The organism is Myxococcus sp. XM-1-1-1, from assembly GCF_020037095.1.
GTDB lineage: Bacteria > Myxococcota > Myxococcia > Myxococcales > Myxococcaceae > Myxococcus > Myxococcus fulvus.
On record NZ_JAIQDH010000001.1, the window covers coordinates 594391 to 611587 of the forward strand.

At 69.8% G+C, this 17197-nt stretch carries 14 protein-coding genes; 10 read left to right on the top strand and 4 right to left on the bottom strand.

Annotation, left to right across the window (positions count from 1 at the left end):
- Position 1 precedes the first annotated feature (1 nt).
- The 9 genes from K8640_RS02425 (at position 2) to K8640_RS02465 (ending at position 9579) form a co-directional block, all read left to right on the top strand.
- Positions 2-1126, top strand: coding sequence for a metallophosphoesterase (locus K8640_RS02425; protein WP_223745592.1), 1125 nt, complete (start codon positions 2-4; stop codon positions 1124-1126).
- Positions 1119-2090, top strand: coding sequence for an AraC family transcriptional regulator (locus tag K8640_RS02430; protein WP_223745593.1), 972 nt, complete (start codon positions 1119-1121; stop codon positions 2088-2090). Before K8640_RS02425 ends, K8640_RS02430 begins: the two co-directional genes overlap by 8 nt.
- A 130-nt stretch (positions 2091-2220) precedes the next feature.
- Positions 2221-2868, top strand: coding sequence for a cysteine hydrolase family protein (locus K8640_RS02435; RefSeq protein WP_223745594.1), 648 nt, complete (start codon positions 2221-2223; stop codon positions 2866-2868).
- 54 nt (positions 2869-2922) lie between these two features.
- A complete protein-coding gene (locus tag K8640_RS02440; RefSeq protein ID WP_223745595.1) occupies positions 2923-3783 on the top strand; it encodes an ion transporter in 861 nt (286 codons plus the stop codon).
- A 143-nt stretch (positions 3784-3926) separates the two neighbouring features.
- Positions 3927-4823, top strand: a complete 897-nt coding sequence (locus tag K8640_RS02445; RefSeq protein ID WP_223745596.1) for an NAD-dependent epimerase/dehydratase family protein — start codon at positions 3927-3929, stop codon at positions 4821-4823.
- A gap of 105 nt (positions 4824-4928) precedes the next feature.
- Positions 4929-6230 (top strand): PQQ-dependent sugar dehydrogenase, encoded by a 1302-nt coding sequence (locus K8640_RS02450; RefSeq protein ID WP_223745597.1) that lies wholly within the window; start codon positions 4929-4931, stop codon positions 6228-6230.
- Between the two features lie 238 nt (positions 6231-6468).
- Positions 6469-7188, top strand: a complete 720-nt coding sequence (locus K8640_RS02455) for a 2OG-Fe(II) oxygenase (RefSeq protein WP_223745862.1) — start codon at positions 6469-6471, stop codon at positions 7186-7188.
- Between the two features lie 257 nt (positions 7189-7445).
- A complete protein-coding gene (locus tag K8640_RS02460; RefSeq protein WP_223745598.1) occupies positions 7446-8360 on the top strand; it encodes a glutaminase in 915 nt (304 codons plus the stop codon).
- An 844-nt stretch (positions 8361-9204) separates the two neighbouring features.
- A complete protein-coding gene (locus tag K8640_RS02465) occupies positions 9205-9579 on the top strand; it encodes a DUF488 domain-containing protein (RefSeq protein ID WP_074956160.1) in 375 nt (124 codons plus the stop codon).
- An 88-nt stretch (positions 9580-9667) separates the two neighbouring features.
- Here K8640_RS02465 and K8640_RS02470 read toward each other — a convergent pair whose 3' ends face one another.
- From K8640_RS02470 to K8640_RS02480, 3 genes are all read right to left on the bottom strand, one after another.
- Complete coding sequence (locus tag K8640_RS02470) at positions 9668-12814, bottom strand: multidrug efflux RND transporter permease subunit (RefSeq protein WP_223745863.1); 3147 nt, start codon at positions 12812-12814, stop codon at positions 9668-9670.
- Positions 12815-12890: 76 nt separating this feature from the next.
- Positions 12891-14030, bottom strand: a complete 1140-nt coding sequence (locus K8640_RS02475) for an efflux RND transporter periplasmic adaptor subunit (protein WP_370640310.1) — start codon at positions 14028-14030, stop codon at positions 12891-12893.
- The gene (locus K8640_RS02480) at positions 14027-15403 is read right to left on the bottom strand and encodes a TolC family protein (protein WP_223745599.1); all 1377 of its coding nucleotides are present in this window, start codon (positions 15401-15403) and stop codon (positions 14027-14029) included. Before K8640_RS02480 ends, K8640_RS02475 begins: the two co-directional genes overlap by 4 nt.
- A gap of 143 nt (positions 15404-15546) precedes the next feature.
- On the opposite strand from K8640_RS02480, the gene K8640_RS02485 reads away from it, so the two are divergent.
- Positions 15547-15969, top strand: a complete 423-nt coding sequence (locus K8640_RS02485; protein WP_267700192.1) for a MarR family winged helix-turn-helix transcriptional regulator — start codon at positions 15547-15549, stop codon at positions 15967-15969.
- Positions 15970-16073: 104 nt separating this feature from the next.
- Here the strand turns inward: K8640_RS02485 and K8640_RS02490 are convergent, their stop codons facing one another.
- Positions 16074-17105, bottom strand: a complete 1032-nt coding sequence (locus K8640_RS02490) for a cell envelope biogenesis protein TolA (RefSeq protein WP_223745600.1) — start codon at positions 17103-17105, stop codon at positions 16074-16076.
- Positions 17106-17197 lie beyond the last annotated feature (92 nt).

Below are 17197 nucleotides of genomic sequence, written 5' to 3' on the forward strand. Positions count from 1 at the left end.
CATGGGACGCCTTCTTCCGCTCGTCGTGTACCTCCCCGCCGGCGTCGCCATCGTCGGCGGGATCCACTACTACCTCTGGGCGCGGCTCGTGCGCGACGTGGGCTTCGGGCCGACGACGGCGTTCGGACTGAAGGCGCTCCTCGTGTTCCTCGCGGCGAGCGTTCCGCTCGGCGTGATCGCGAGTCGGCTCGTGCCCTATCGATGGTCGGTCTGGTGGCTCGAGCCCATCTACCTCTGGCTCGGCACCTCCATGCTCCTCGCGATGGGGTTGGCCGTGATGGAGGTGCTGCCCATCACGACGTCCCGAGCGTCGAGCGCGGCTGTCGTCCTGGTGATGGGCCTCGGCGCGGCCGCGTTGGCTGCGCATGAAGCCCGCAGGGTGCGTGTCGAACGCGTGGAAATCCCCCTGCGCAAGCTGCCGCGAGAGTTCGATCGGCTGCGCCTCGTCCAGCTCTCGGATCTGCACATCGGCCAGACGCTCGGGCGCGCGTTCCTCGAGGAGGTCGTCTCGCAAGTGAACGCCCTCGCGCCCGACGCCGTGCTCATCACGGGCGACCTGGTGGACGGCCGCGTCGCAGACATCGCGGCCGACATCGCGCCGCTTGGCGCGCTCACCTCGACCTACGGCACGTTCTTCGTCACCGGGAACCACGAGTACCACGCGGATGCGCCCGAGTGGTGTGAGCATCTTGGCAAGCTCGGCGTCCGAGTCCTACGCAATGAGCACGTCGCCCTCGAGCGCGCCGGACAGGTCCTCCACCTCGCGGGCATTGATGACTACGAGGCGGCGCACTTCGACGTCGGCCATGGCCCCGATCTCGCGCGAGCCGTCGAGGGCCGCGACCGCAGCAAGGTGCTCATCCTCATGGCGCACCAGCCGAAGGCCGTTCAGGAGGCTGTGCGGCACGGCGTCGACCTGCAGCTCTCCGGGCACACGCACGGAGGCCAGTTCTGGCCACTGCGTTGGCTGCTTCGGGCGGGCCAGCCCGTCGTCGATGGGCTTCGCAGGGTGGGAGACACGCTCGTCTACGTCAGCCGAGGCACGGGCCACTCAGGGCCACCCATGCGGCTCGGCGTTCCGCCGGAGGTGACCGAGCTCGTGCTGAGGAGCGAAGACGATGTATGATGTCGAAATGGCAAAACGTTCGCCAGCGTCCGACACGCCGCCGCCCACGCACGAATCCTCCGACCCGCTCGCGGCGGTCATCTCCCTGCTCCGTCCGCAGACAGTCTTGCCCAAGGTCATCAGCGGCGCGGGGCAGTGGAGTGTGCGGTACCCGGCGCACAACGAGCCCGGCTTCTGCATCATGCTGGAAGGGACATGCTTCCTTGATGTCGACGGCGTCGACGGGGTGCAGCTCGAGGAGGGCGACTTCGTGCTCCTGCCTTCGACGCCGGGCTTCACGATGTCGAGCGCCCAGGGGCTGAAGCCGAGGCTCATCACCGCGGCGGACGGCAACGAGCTACGGCACGGTACGCCCACGGGCCGCCCGACGATGCGCCAGCTCGGCGGCTACTTCCTCGTGGACCGCGCGAACGCGAGTCTCCTCGAGAAGTTCCTGCCCGTGATGATCCTCATCCGACGCGATGATCCCGGTGCCGTGCGTCTGCGGCGGCTCGTCGAGCTCATCGCAGACGAGGCGGCGACCCGTCGAACGGGGCGTGCGCTGATCCTCGAGCGGCTCGTCGAGGTGCTGCTCGTCGAGGCGCTGCGCCTTCGACCCGCGGAAGCGGCGGGGCGGGAGACGGGCTTGCTCGCTGGCCTCGCTGACCCTGACCTTGCGCGTGCTCTTCGGAAGATGCACGCCGACGTCGCGCACCGGTGGACCGTCGCGGAGCTCGGACGCGTCGCCGGCATGTCGCGCGCGGTGTTCGCCGAGCGATTCGCGAGAACGGTGGGCATGCCGCCGATGGAGTACCTGCTCGAGTGGCGCATCGCGATCGCCAAGGACGTCCTGCTTCGCGAGAACACGCCCCTCGCCGAGCTCGCCGAGAGGATCGGCTACCAGTCGGCAAGCGCCTTCAGCGTCGCGTTCTCGCGTCACGCCGGGTGTTCCCCGAGCGGGTTCGCGCGCTCGATGCGCGCGTGACCGGAGGCACGCGAGGGGCCGTCTTCTCAGGGGGACGGCGACCTCTCGTGTTGGGGGCGGGGTGCACGGTTCTGGACGAAAGGTGCCGGCGTGCGGGGGGAGTGCCTAGCTTGGCCGCCAGGAGGTGCACGTGGCGAAGTCAGGGGCACGGTCCGGCGGGAAGGCGCGCGCGACGAAGGAGCGGCGCTCGGACACGGCGCTGCTCATCATCGACGTCATCAATGACCTGGAGTTCCCGGGCGGGGAGAAGGTGCTGCCCTGGGCGCTGCGCATGGTGGAGCGGCTGGGGCCGCTGGCCCGGCGGATGCGCTCGGCGGGGGTGCCGGTCATCTACGTCAACGACAACTTCAACCACTGGCGCAGCAACTTCCGGGACGTCTATCGGCACTGCACGCGCAAGGGGATTCGAGGACGGCCGGTGGCGCGGGCGTTGAAGCCCGAGCCGAGGGACTACTTCGTCCTCAAGCCGAAGCACTCGGCGTTCTTCGCGACGTCGCTGGTTCCGTTGTTGGAGCACCTGGGGACGAAGAAGCTGCTGATGGCGGGGATGGCCACGAACCTGTGTGTCTTCTTCAGCGCGCATGACGCGCACATGCACGAGTACGACATCACCGTGCTGAGCGACTGCTGCGCGGCGGAGAGCGACGGGGACCATGACCTGGCGTTGGACCAGCTCCAGCGCTTCCTGGGCGTGCGCGTGTGCCGGGCGGATGAGGTGAAGCGCACCCGCCGCGCTCGGAAGCCGGCGCATTCCGCCAAGGGGGCAGGGCGGTTGTGACGTCGGGACGCAAGGTTTCTCGAATCGAGCGCCGCCGCGTCTAGACTGCCCTGCGTGTCCAGGTCTTCCGAGCAGAGCCCCGTGGGCGGCTTCCGCGCCCGTCTCCACACCATCATCTTCGAGGCCGATACACCGGCGGGGAAGGCGTTCGACGTGGCCCTGATGTGGGCCATCCTGTTCAGCGTCATCGCGGTGATGCTGGAGAGTGTCGCCCCGGTGCGGGAGCGCCATGGCACCGCGCTCTCCATCGCGGAGTGGGCCTTCACCGCCATCTTCGCCACGGAGTATGTGCTGCGGCTCGTCGCCGTCCGCCGTCCGCTGGATTATGCGCGCAGCTTCTTTGGCCTCGTGGACCTGCTGGCCATCCTGCCCTCGTTCCTGAGCGTGCTGTTCCCGGGCGCCCAGACGTTGCTCGTCGTCCGAGTGCTGCGCCTGCTGCGCGTCTTCCGCGTGCTGAAGCTGGGGCACCTGTTGGGACAGGCGGAGATCCTCATGACGGCGCTGCGCGCGAGCCGGGGGAAGATCACCGTCTTCCTCGGCTTCGTCCTGACGGTGGTCGTCATCATGGGCTCCGTCATGTACCTGGTCGAGGGCGAGGCCCATGGCTTCGACAGCATCCCCCGCGCCATGTACTGGGCCGTGGTGACGATGACGACCGTGGGCTTCGGTGACATCACACCGAAGACGATTCCGGGGCAGTTCATCGCGTCGGTGTTGATGATCATGGGCTACGGCATCCTCGCGGTGCCCACGGGCATCGTCTCCGTGGAGCTGGCCGCCGCCGCCCGTGGCCCCGTGGACACCCAGGCGTGCCCCGGCTGTGGCAACCAGGGACACGACCTGGACGCGCGCTTCTGCAAGAGCTGTGGGTCGGTGCTGGACTGGACGCCGCCGAAGCCTCCACCCACGCCCTGAGTCGCGCCGTTGTTCGACGCAGGCCACCTGCTCCAGTCGGGATGTTCATTGCTGGCCGGGGCGTGCCCGGCCCGTGCATCAATCCGAGGCTCTCCGCTCCGGGCGCGGCAGAGTGAGGCCCTTCCTTTCCTGGAGACCTCACGATGAACCTCTTCATCACTGGCGCCACCGGCTTCATTGGCGGCTCGCTGGCCGTGGACCTCAAGGCCCGGGGCCATTCGATTCGGGGACTGGTGCGCGATGAGGCCAAGGCCCGGAAGCTGGCGGCGCTCGGCGTCGAGCCCGTCCTGGGGGACCTGGACAACGTCGCGGTGCTCACGGCCGAGGCCCGGCGCGCGGACGGTGTCATCAACGCGGCGAGCAGTGACCACGAGAAGGCCATCCGGGCCCTGATTGAAGGCGTGAAGGGCTCGGGCAAGCCGCTGCTGCACACCAGCGGCTCCAGCGTCATCGGCGACGACGTGAAGGGCGACGCGCTGTCACCCAACGTGTTCGACGAGGACACGCCGTTCATCGTCGAGCCCGAGAAACAGGCTCGGCACGCGCTCGACAACAGCGTCCTCGCGGCGCCGGGGGCTCGGGGCATGGTGCTGTGCAACACGATGATCTACGGCACGGGGAAGGGCCTGAGCCGCGACAGCGTGCAGATTCCTCCGCTGGTGGCGCAGGCTCGCAAGAGCGGCGTGGTGCGCGTCGTCGGCAAGGGCGTCAACCGCTGGTCCAACGTCCACATCGACGACGTCACGGCGCTCTACGCGCTGGCGCTGGAGAAGGCCCCGTCGGGGGCGTTCTACTTCGTGGAGAACGGCGAGGCGTCCTACGCGGAGATTGGCGAGGCCATCGCGGCGCGGCTGAAGCTGGGCCCGGTGCAGTCCTGGTCCGTGGAGGAGGCGTCACGCGAGTGGGGCGAGGGCCACGCTCGCTACTCGTTCGGCTCCAACAGCCGGGTGCGCGGGAAGCGCGCGCGGCGCGAACTGGGCTGGGCGCCTCGCCATGACTCGGTGACTCGCTGGATTCGCGAGGAGATGCCCCTGGATTGAGGCGGCTTGCGTCCGCCGTCCGACATCCCCACATCCTTTTCGCGCGAGGCTCGCGGCACTTCGTGTTTGCTGCGCGTCGTTCGTCCCACCTGGAGGAGTGTGCTCATGCGTTCCCTGTTGGCGTCCCTGGCTTGTACTTCCCTGCTGACCCTCGCGGGGACCTCGCACGCACAGCCCGCGGGCAAACCCGCGGACCAGGGCGGCAACCTGGCCCCCGGGCAGGCAAAGGGCAGTCAGCAGACGGATCCTCGGCAGGGCCCCAACCCGACGGGCGCTCCCGTCGAGCAGGCCCCGCCCAACGTCCCCGAATTCAAGCCGGCCTTCCCCGGTCAGACGCGCGCGCCCGCCGTCAACACGCGCACGGCCCTGCAGGTCACCGAGGTCGCCTCCGGCTTCAACAAGCCCTGGGCCATCGCGTTCCTGCCGGACAAGCGGATGCTCGTCACGGAGAAGCCGACGGGGAAGCTCTTCATCGTCACGCCCGAGGGCAAGAAGTCGCCGGCCATCGCGGGCCTGCCCAAGGTGGATGGTCGCAACCAGGGCGGTCTGCTCGACGTCGAGGTGGGGCCGGACTACGGCACCAGTGGCCTCATCTACTGGACCTATTACGAGCCCCGGAAGGGCGGCAACGGCCTCGCGGTGGCGCGCGCGAAGCTGGTGGATGGACCCAAGCCCAAGGTCGAGGGCGTGAAGGTCATCTTCCGCATGGAGCCGACGCTGGAGTCCACGCTGCACGCGGGTGGCCGACTCGTCTTCACGCCGGATGGGAAGCTGTTCGTCACGCTGGGCGAGCGCTCCATCATGGAGGGCCGCGTCCAGGCTCGCGACCTCAAGAGCGACTTCGGCAAGATTGTCCGCATCAACCCGGACGGCTCCATCCCGAAGGACAACCCCTTCGTGGGGCAGAAGGACGCGCGGCCGGAGATCTGGACGCTGGGGCACCGCAACATCCTGTCGGCGGCGCTCGACAGCAAGGGACGCCTCTGGGAGGTGGAGATGGGGCCTCGCGGTGGTGACGAGCTCAACCTCATCGAGCGCGGCAAGGACTACGGCTGGCCCACCATCGGCTACGGCGAGGAATACTCCGGCGAGCCCATCCACAAGACCACCCAGGGCCCGGGCATGGAGCAGCCGGTGTACTACTGGGACCCGGTGATTTCGCCCTCGGGCATGACCATCTACTCCGGTGCGCTGTTCCCCGAGTGGAAGGGCAACTTCTTCATCGGCGGCTTGTCCAGCACGGCCCTCGTGCGACTGGTGCTCGAGAACGACCGCGTCGTGGGTGAGGAGCGCCTGCTGATGGACCAGAAGGCCCGCATCCGCGAGGTCGTCCAGGGCCCGGAGGGCGCGCTGTACCTGCTCACCGACGACTCGAACGGCAAGCTGCTGAAGGTGACGCCGCGCTGAAGCCAGGCGGGGTGCTCGCGTGCGGGGGCGGGCCCGGTTCGCCTCCGCGCGCGGTGGTTGACCGCAACAACCGGGTCGCCTTGCGTCATCACGTGCGTCATTCCTGAACCGTGTCCGAGCGCGAGCTTCATGCCTCGGTGACGAACGGGAGTGGGCACATGCGGAGAAGCAGGGTGGGGTTGTCGGGAGTCCAGCTGAGAGGGGCGTCGTGAGTGCCCGAGCCCTTCGTGCGCGGCCGATGCGCAGCGCCGTGTCGGTGGAGACGAAGCTGGAGGCGCTCGACTGGACCGGGCTCGGCGCGGAGCTGGATGCGCGCGGGTGCGCCACCCTGAGCGGCTTGCTCACGCCCGAGGAGTGCGGCGCCTTGTCGGCGCTCTATCCGGCGGATGCACCGTTTCGCAGTCGGGTCGTCATGGCTCGCCATGGCTTCGGGCGAGGGGAGTACAAGTACTTCGCCTATCCGCTCCCTGAACTCGTGGCTCGACTGCGGACCTCGCTCTATCCCGGGCTCGCGTCCATCGCGAATCGGTGGAACGAGGCGCTGCGCATCGACGCGCGATACCCCGAGACCCACGCCGCTTATCTCCAGCGGTGTCACGCGGCGGAGCAACTCCGGCCGACGCCGCTGCTGCTCCAGTACGGAGAAGGGGACTACAACTGCCTGCACCAGGACCTCTACGGCGACGAGGTCTTCCCGCTCCAGGTGGCCATCCTCTTGTCCGAGCCGGGGCGCGACTTCGCTGGTGGCGAGCTGGTGCTCACAGAGCAGCGTCCCCGCATGCAGTCTCGCGTGGAGGTCGTGCCGCTGCGGCAGGGGGATGGCGTCATCTTCCCGGTCCACCATCGCCCCGTGCAGGGCACTCGCGGCGTCTACCGCGTCAACATGCGTCACGGTGTCAGCCGCATCCGCTCCGGTCACCGGCACACGGTGGGCATCATCTTCCACGACGCGCGCTGACGCGGGGACAGGTCGCCTCCTCGTCGCGCCTGGTGTCGGCCGTATCCGCTCAGGGCGCTGCGCGATGGGGTTCGGCAGCCCAAGATGCTTGCTGCTGCGAAGAGAGCCTCTCTTCGCGCTGCCGGCAGGGCGTGCGCATGAAGGGCCTCGGGACAGGCCGTGTCTCGTGCCGGTTCCTTGCTGCGGTGTGTCCTGGGAAACCTGCACGGAGGGCGGGCTCGCGCGGCTATCCTGGCGCCCAGGCAGGTGGGCGCGCGATGGACGACTTTCAGGCGATTCTCGACGAGGTGATGACGGCCGTCCTGCCGGTGGTGGGGCAGGGCCGTGTGGCCAACTACATCCCCGCGCTGGCCGCAGTGGACCCGTCGCGGTTCGGCATGGCGCTGGCCACGCTCGATGGTCAGGTCTTCGGCGTGGGCGATTGGCGCACGCCCTTCTCGGTGCAGAGCATCTCGAAGGTCTTCGCGTTGGCGCTGACGCTCGCGAGAGACGGGGACGCGCTGTGGCGCAGGGTGGGGAAGGAGCCCTCGGGCAATCCGTTCAACTCCCTGGTTCAGCTCGAGTACGAGCAGGGTGTGCCCCGCAATCCGTTCATCAACGCGGGAGCACTGGTCGTCACGGACCGGCTGCTCAGTCTCACCGGGGACTCACGCGGTCTGCTGCGGGAGTTCCTGCGCGAGGAGAGCGGAAATGCCTCGGTGGACTTCGACCCGGTCGTCGCCGCGTCCGAGGCCGAGCATGGCCATCGAAACTCCGCGCTGGCGCACTTCATGGCGAGCTACGGGAACATCGAGAACCCGGTGCCCCGAGTGCTCGAGCACTACTTCTGGCAGTGCTCGCTGCGGATGAGCTGCGCGGACCTGGCGCGTGCTTGTGGATTCCTGGCGCGACATGGGCAGGGCGCCTCGGGGAGGCGGCTGCTCACGCGCAGTCAGGCCAAGCAGGTCAACGCGGTGATGCTCACCTGCGGCACCTACGACGCCGCGGGCGAGTTCGCCTATCGCGTGGGTCTGCCGTGCAAGAGTGGTGTCGGTGGCGGCATCATCGCCGTCATCCCGAATCGCTGTGGGTTGTGTGTGTGGAGCCCCGGGCTGGATGCCCACGGGAACTCGGTCGCGGGCGTGGAAGCCCTGGATCGATTCACGACGCTCACGGGCCTCTCGGTGTTCTGACGTCGCCGCGTGGATGAAGGCGAACCGGTCCTCGCGAAGTTACGCTTCCGCCGAGGACCGGCTCCCACCGCCCATCCTTCACGCCCGAGCCGTCTCACCTTGTTGAAGCGGTCTCCCGCCTCGCTCGCTGCGACACGCCCATCCAACCCGCCGCCCGTACCGCCCCGAACTACCCCGTACCGCGTGCTGCTCGTGCTGCGTGCTGCCCCGTCCGACCCGCCGCCCGTACTGCCCCGTCCGACCCGCCGCCCGTACTGCCCCGTCCTGCGTACTGCCCCGTCCGACCCGCCGCCCGTACTGCCCCGTCCTGCGTGCTGCCCCGTCCGACCCGCCGCCCGTACTGCCCCGTCCGACCCGCCACCCGTGCTGCCCCGTGCTGCCCGTCCTGCGTGCTGCCCCGTCCGACCCGCCGCCCGTGCTGCCCCGTCCTGCGTGCTGCCCCGTCCTGCGAACTACCCCGACCAACCCGCCGCCCGTCCTGCCCCGTACCGCCCCGTCCTGCGAACTGCCCCGACCAACCCGCCGCCCGTACTGCCCCGTACCGCCCCGTCCTGCGTGCTGCCCCGACCAACCCGCCACCCGTGCTGCCCCGTACCGCCCCGTCCTGCGTACCGCCCCGACCAACCCGCCGCCCGTGCTGCCCCGCCCGACCCGCCCACCGCTGCGTCGTCTTCGCTGCGTGCTCTACCCCATAGCAGGGCGCGTGCCGTCCGAATGACCTCCACTGATCCAAGTTTTTCCAAGCACTTGCACCGCACCCCCAGCGAGTGAGTCACGCGGTCCAGTAAGAAGTCCGGTGCCGTCCTTCCGGAATACCGAAAGCGCGCCACCGCGTTGACCCTGAATGCCCATCAAGACCCGTCGCTGGTGTGTCCCTGGCGAGCCCGATGACGGCTGGAGAGTCCTCATCTGCCGCTACAGGCCCCGCGGCCTCCCCAAGGCCAAGGAGACCTGGGACGAGTGGCGCCGCGAGCTCGCCCCAAGCCCCGACCTCTTCGACGCCTTCTATGGAAAGGGCCAGACGCCCATCACCCTGGACGCCTATCGCGCCCGCTATCTCGAAGAGATGCAGTCCCAGCGTGAAATCATCACGTCACTGGCCCGGCGCGTGGACGCGGGCGAAACCGTGACGCTCCTCTGCTCCAAGGACTGCATCCTGGAGCCGGTGTGTCACCGCACCATTCTCGCCGAGCTCATCCAGTCCGCCCGAGGCACCTGAACCCTCACCTCCCCGGACACGACTCCGCCGGCGCGGTGAAGGAGCCTGGTCGCTCCCTCACCGGCCGGCGGGCCCGTACCGCCAACCTTCAGGGCGCGTGGGCCGGCGCCGGCAGCTCGTCCTCCGACGCGTCACGCCGGGACGTCTCGCCGCGCACCTTCTGCATCAGCACGTAGAGGCCCGGGATGAAGAGGAGGTTCACGATGGTGGACACCAGCATGCCGCCGAACACCGCGGTGCCCAGCGAGTTGCGCGCCGCCGCGCCCGCGCCCTGCGCCAGCATCAGCGGCACCACGCCCAGCAAGAACGCAATCGACGTCATCAGGATGGGACGCAGCCGCACCTCGGCGGCCTCGACCACCGCGTCCAGCGCGCTCTTGCCCTGCTCGCGCAGCTGCTCGGCGAACTCCACGATGAGAATCGCGTTCTTGCTGGCCAGGCCCACCAGCATCACCAGACCCACCTGACAGAACACGTCGTTGGCGTAGCCCCGGAGCAGCTGCAACGCGACCGCGCCCATGATGGCCAGCGGCACCGACAGGATGATGACGAACGGCAGGCTGAAGCTCTCGTACTGCGCCGCCAGCACCAGGAACACGAACAGGATGCCCAGGCCGAAGATGATGAGCGTCTGCCCGCCGCTCTCCTTCTGCTCCAGGCTGATGCCCGTCCACTCCGCCGCCATGCCCTGCGGCAGGTTCTGCGCCGCCAGCGCCTCCATCGCCTCGATGGCCTGACCGGAGGACACCCCCGGCGCGGGCTGGCCGTTGATCTCCGCCGAGCGGAACAGGTTGTAGTGCCGGATGACCTGCGCGGACACCGTGGGCGTCACCTTCACCAGTGACTCGAGCGGAATCATGTCCCCGCTGTCGCTGCGCACGTAGAACGCGCCGATGTCCTGCGGGCTGTCGCGGAACTGCTGCTCGGCCTGCGTGTACACGCGGTAGGTGCGGTTGGCGTAGTTGAAGTCGTTGACGTACTGGCTGCCCATGTAGACCTGCATCGTCCCGAAGATCTGCTCGATGGGCACCCCGAGCGCCTTGGCCTTCTGCCGGTCCACGTCCACGTCCAACAGCGGCGTGTTCGCGTTGAACGCGGTGAACACGCCGCGAAGCTGTCCGCCCTCGTTGCCCTTGTTCACCAGGTCGTCCGTGGCCGAGGCCAGCTCGTCCAGCGTGCGCGAGCCCGCCACGTCCTCCACGATGAACTGGAAGCCGCCCACGCTGCCCACGCCGCGAATCGCCGGCGGCTGGAAGGGCAGCACGCGCGCCCCGCCGATGCGGCTCAACGGGCCGCGCAGCCGCTCCACCAGCGCCGCCACGGTGCTGTCCTTGCCGGGGCGCTCCTCCCAGGGCTTCAAGCTGCTGAAGACAGTCGCCATGTTGGCGCCGGAGCCCTGCATGGAGAAGCCGCCGATGGCGAACATCGCGCGCACCTCAGGCTGCGCCTTGAGGATCTCCTCCACCTGCACCAGCACCTTCTCCGTCTGCGCCAGCGACATGCCCTCCGGCCCCTGCACGGAGATGATGACGTAGCCCTGGTCCTCGTCCGGGATGAAGCCCGTGGGCGCCACCTTGAACAGCACCACCGTGGCGCCGATGCAGGCGAGGAACGCCAGGAGCACCAGCACCGGGTGGCGGAGCATGGCGCGCAGGCCCCGGCCGTACGTCGCCTTCGTCGCGTCCAGCACCTTGTCCACCCAGCGGAAGAACACCCACTTCTCACCATGGTGGTGCTTGAGCATGCGCGCGCTCAGGGCGGGCGTCAGCGTCAGCGCGCAGAAGGTGGACAGCGCCACCGACGCGGCGATGGTCAGCGCGAACTGGCGGTAGATGGCGCCCGTGGTGCCCGGGAAGAGCGCCACCGGCACGAACACCGCCACCAGCACCACCGAGATGGCGATGACGGCGCCGGACACCTCCTTCATGCCCTCGCGCGCCGCCTGTCGGGGTGACAACCCCCGCTCGGCCATCAGTCGCTCGATGTTCTCGATGACGACGATGGCGTCGTCGACGACGAGGCCCGTGGCCAGCGTGAGGCCGAACAGGGTGAGCGTGTTGATGGAGAAGCCCAACAGCTGCACGAAGGCGAACGTGCCCACCAGCGAGACGGGCAGGGTGAAGGCGGTGATGAGCACGCTTCGCCACCCGTGCAGGAACAGGAAGATGACGAGGATGACCAGGATGATGGCTTCCACCAGCGTCTGGAGCACCTCGTGGATGGAGGCGCGCACCGCCAGCGTGGTGTCCGTGCCCGTCAGGTACTCCATGCCCGGGGGGAACTGCTCGGACAGCCGGTCCAGCTCCCGGTACACGCCGTCGCGCACGTCCAGGGCGTTGGCGGTGGGGAGCTGGAAGATGCCCATGCCCACGCCCACGCGGCCGTTGAAGCGCAGGATGGTGCCGTAGTTCTCCGCGCCCAGCTCCACGCGGCCCACGTCCTTCACGCGCACCGCCTTGCCGCTCGGGTCGCGCATCAGGACGATTTCACCGAACTCCGCCGGCTCCACCAGACGGCCGCGCGCGCGCACCGCAATCTGGTACGGCTGCTCCTCGGTGGACGGCGGCTGGCCCACCTGGCCCGCGGCCACCTGGAGGTTCTGTTCTTGAAGGGCCCGCGTCACGTCCATGGGCGTGAGCTTGCGGCGCGCCAGCTCCGTGGGGTCCAGCCACACGCGCATGGAGAACTTGCGCTCGCCGAAGATGCGCACGTCGCCCACGCCGCGCACGCGCTTGATGGCGTCCTTGAGATTCACATCCGCGTAGTTGGAGAGGAACTGCGCGTCGTAGCGGTTGTCCGGGCTGGACAGGGCCACCGTCATCAGCATCTGGCTGGAGGCCTTGTTGACCACGATGCCCGTCTGGTTCACCTGAGAGGGCAGGCGCGAGGCGGCGCGGCTGACGCGGTTCTGCACGTCGACGGCGGCGACCTCGATGTCGCGCGTGGGCTCGAAGGTGACGGTGATTTGACTGGTGCCGTCGTTGCCGCTGGTGGAGGTGATGTAGCGCATGCCCTCCACGCCATTGAGCTCCTGCTCGATGGGGATGGTGACGGCGCTCTCCACCACCTCGGCGCTGGCGCCCACGTACGTGGACGTCACCGTCACCTGCGGTGGTGCCAGGTCCGGGTACTGGGAGATGGGCAGGGTGGGGATGGCAATCAAGCCCACCAGCGTCAGCAGGATGGAGCAGACGATGGCGAAGACGGGTCTGCGGATGAAGAAGTCGACGAACACGGCGTTCAAGCCCTCGAAATCATGGTGGGGGCCGGGCCTCGCGGCGTGCCGTCCGAGGCCCGGTCCATCCAGCGCTTCAGCGGCTGCCCGCCGTCGCCGCGCCCGCGCCCGTGCTCGGGGCGCTGTCCGCGGACTTCACCTTCACGGCCATCCCGTCACGCAGGGCCTGCAGCGAGGACACCGCCACGCGGTCCCCCTGCTTCAGCCCGTTCTCGATGACGTAGGCCATCTCACCCAGCGCGCCCAACGTAATCGGGCGGCGCTCCACCACCGTCTTGCCGTCCTTCTCCTGCACCACCATGGCGAAGGGCTGGCCGCTCAGGCGCACCACCGCGAGCGCGGGAATCTGCAGCGCGTCCCGCTTGGCGTAGACGATGCGCGAGCGCACCAGCTCGCTGGGGCGCAGCCCCACCGTGTTCTGGAACGCGGCCTTCACCTCCACCAGCTGCGTGCGCGGGTCCGCCTGCGGCGCGACGAAGAACAGGGGGCTGGTGAGCAGCACCTTGCCCTGCGCGTCCAGGACCTCCAGCTGCGTGTCCGGCTTGAGCGCGCGCGCCCGCTCCGAAGGCAGCGACACGCTGACCTCCAGCACGTCCGCCTGGGCGATGGTCGTCAGGGGCGTGGTGGCGCCCACGAAGTCACCCAGGCGCACCAGCACGTCGCCCACCGTGCCCGCGAAGGGCGCGCGCACGGCGTGGAACTGCAACTGCACCTGGCGCTGCGCCACCTGCGCGGCCGCCGAGCGCGCCGCGGCCTCCGAGGCCTCCAATTGCGCGCGGCCCTGCTCCAGCTCCTGCGCGCTGGCGAGGCCCTCCTTGTAGAGCGCCTCCGTGCGCGCGAAGGTGCGCCTGGCCAGCTCGCGGTTGATGTTCGCGGAGCTCTGCTGGGCCTGCGCGCTGTCGAGCGCGGCCGTCTCCGTGCGCGAGTCGACCTCCAGGAGCGTCGCTCCCGCCTCCACCTTCTGGCCGGGCTTCACGTGGATGCGGCGCACGTAGCCGGCCACCTGGGGCAGCACGGTGATGTTCTGCCGCGACAGCAGCGAGCCCAGGTACTCACCCGTGTCCCGCACCTCGCTGGGCGACAAGGTCAGCACCTGCACCTCGCGGGGCGGAGGCGCGGCGGGCGCCGCGACCTTGCCCGAGCACCCCGCCGCCATCAACAGGGCCGTGCTCCACACCGTCATCTTCAGCGCCATCAGGGGGCGCACCCGTCTCACCAGTCGCACCGGGCCTCCGTCAAGAATGCGTCCAGGCGCGCCTGGACCGCCTCGAATTCACGCAGCGCCAGGGCCAGCTCCGCCTGGCGCAGGGCCGCGCCGCTCTGCACCAGCTCCAGGCTGCTGCCGCGGCCCACTTCAAAGGAACGTCGCGTCAGCCGGTCCGTCCGGTCCGCCAGCTCGCGCGCCTCGCTCGCCGTCTTCACCAGCGCGTCCGCCACCTCGACGCTGCGCCGGGCCTGCGCCACCTCGACGGACACGTCGCGGCGGTTGCCCTCCAGCGTCTCGGCCGCCTGGCGCTCGATGCCCGTGCGCTCGCGCACCAGGCCCCCGCGCAGGCCACCCTCCCAGAGGGGCACGGCGATGACGGCGGAGATGGTCCACGTGGAGAAGCGGCCGAAGCCCGGGTCCGTCGTCACGCCGTTCAGGTTGGAGGCCAGGCCCAGCGTGGGCAGGTAGCCCGCGGACGCCTGACGCCGGCTGTCGCGCGCGGAGTCCACCTGCGCCTTCGCGGCGACCAGGTCCGGACGGGACTCCAAGTCCTGGAGCGGCGTGCACGCCTGGCGCGCCTCCTCCATCAGCCCGTTGAGGTTGAAGGAGGGGTCCACGCCCACCGCGTGGCCGAAGCCCAGCGCGATGCCGAGCGCCTCGCGCGCCCGCCGCAGCTGCTCGTCACCGGCCACGAGCGACCCGCGCGCCAGCGCCACGTCCTGGTTCACCCGCACCACGTCCAGCTGGTTGCTCGCGCCCAGGTCGAACGAGCGCGTCGTCAGCGCGGCGCGCTCCAGCGCCTGGAGCAGGCCCACGCGGTTGAGCTCCGCGGCGCGCTCGGCGGCCACGGTGGCCACCAGCGTGCGCGCGAGGCCCAGCGTGAGGCGACGCCGGGTGTCCTGGAGGCTCGCCACCGCGCCCCGCTCGGCCGCGGACGCGGCGGAGAGGTTGCGCCACGCGCCCACGTCCACCAGCGACTGTGTCAGCGAGGCCGTCAGCGTGCCCAGGATGGGCGCGGTGGGCGTGCGGCCGTCGAGCGCCGGGGAGGGGAAGACACCCACGGCGGTGTCCGGGTTGAGCAGGTCGTGGGCCGCCGTCGCCCGGGCGTTCGCGTTGGGCAGGAGCGACGCCAGGGCCTGACGCCAGCGGCCCTCGGCGCGCTGCACGCCCGCCTCGGCGGAGCGCAGGTTGGTGGAGCGCTCCCGGACGAGCGTCAGGGCCTCATCCCAGGTGCGCACCTGCTGCTGGGCGGGCGGGACGGGGGCCAGCATCGGGTCCTCCACCTTCGTCTGGAAGGGCTGGGGCGGAGGGACGGAAGGGCTCGACTCGGGCGGCGTCGAGGTCGCGACGAGCGCCAGGAGGATGACGGTGGGGGCGGACATACCAAGGGGGTAGGCAAGGGTGACGACAGGTGCGACTGGACTCCCCCCGTGCGGCCAGATGCGCCGAGCCGATGTAATTGACAACCGTTGTAGGTGACAACTATTTCGGAAGTCAGATGACTTTCGCGGAGCAACTCGCTTCCTTGCGTCGTGCCATCCGCCGCCACCTCACCGAGAAGCTGGGTGCGCGGACGAACCGGCCGTTCAATCAACTGTTGGCGTTGAAGGGCATTTCCGAGGGCGCGCGGCGACAGGCGGCGCTGGCGGAGCGGCTGCTGGTGGACGCGCCCGCCGCGAGCCGGCTGGTGGACCGGTTGGAGGAGGACGGGTTGGTGCTGCGGCGCGCGGGAGAGGACCGGCGCTGCGTGCGGCTGGAGTTGACGGCCGCGGGTGAGCGCGAGCTGTCCTTCCTGGTGGACGCGCTGCGGGAGCTGGATGGAGAGCTGGGGGAATACCTGCCCGCCTCGGAGGTGACGGAGCTGCAGCGGCTGATGGGCAAGCTCCAGGAGGGGCTGGTGACGCGGCAGTCCGGCGACGGCGCGCCCCCGACGGACGGGTGCGAGTGACGCCTCGGCGCGCGCGGGCTGTGTGAACGACGAAGGGCCCGGCCCACCGGAACGGATGTCCCGGAAGGCCGAGCCCCTCGGGCTCGACAGGCGCGGCGTGGGGCTCAGGCCTGCTGCGCGGACTTGGCCTCGCCGTCGGCGGCGTGCGAGTCGGTGGCGGCGGGGGCCTCGGTGGCCTGCTGCTGGGCGGCGGCCTGGGCCTCGGACTCGGCGCGCACGCGCGAGGTCTCCTCGGTGCGCTGGTCGCTGGCGGCCATCTCCTCGGGGGTGAGCTCGGTGCGCTCGGCGAGGATGCCCGTCTTCTTCTCCAGGTCCTTGATGGCGCGGCGCATGAGGTCGCGCTCGAGCAGCGTCCGGTTCAGGCGCTTCTCCAGGGCCTTGTACTTGTCCTTCATCAGGTCCAGGTCGTGCTTCGTCACGGTGTAGACGCGCTGCTGCGTCTCCGCGCGGCCCTTGACCCGGCGCACTTCCTTCTCCAGCTCCACGGCGCGCAGGCGGTCCTTGTTGGCCGCCTGCTCCAGCCGGTCCATCTTCTCCTTGTCCGCCTCGCTCAGCTCGCGGATGACGCGGCGGGGCGTGCGGTCCTCGCGCGCGGCCTCGGCGGCGGGCACCACCGGCACGGCGGCGGCGACGACGGACTCACCCTCCTTGGCGGGGGCGGAAATCTGCGGCGCGGGGGCGGCGACGGGCGCGGGAGCCTGGGGCTCACGGCGGCGGCCCTTGCCCTCGGACTCGGCCTTCAGGCGCTGGTTCTCGGTGAGCACCTGCGCCAGCTCCAGGCGGGTCTGCTCCAGCTGGATGGAGGCGTTGCGCTCCACCTCGGCGCGGGCCTTGGCCAGGTCATTGGAACCCTTGTCGGACTCCTTCTGCTCGAAGACCTTGCGCTTGGTCTGCTTGAGCTGCTCCTTCACCTCCTGCAGCTGGACCCGCTGTTCGTCGAGCTCCTTCTGCTTGCGCTGCAGCTCCGCCTCGGCGCGAGCGCGCGCGGCCTTGTGGTCGGCCTCCAGCTCCACGCGGGGCGCGTTGGTGGAGGCGGAGGAGGACGACGGGAGCGCGGCCTGCTTCGCGCCGCCGAAGAGGTTGAAATACAGCGAGATGGCGAGCCCGACTGCCAGGGCGATGACCAGGAACGACACGGGACGACCTCCACGGGAGGGATCTGCAAAAAGCGGGGCAGCCTACCGTCCAGCACAGGCGCGTCAAGGGTGCGCTGGGGGCGTGCGCGGGG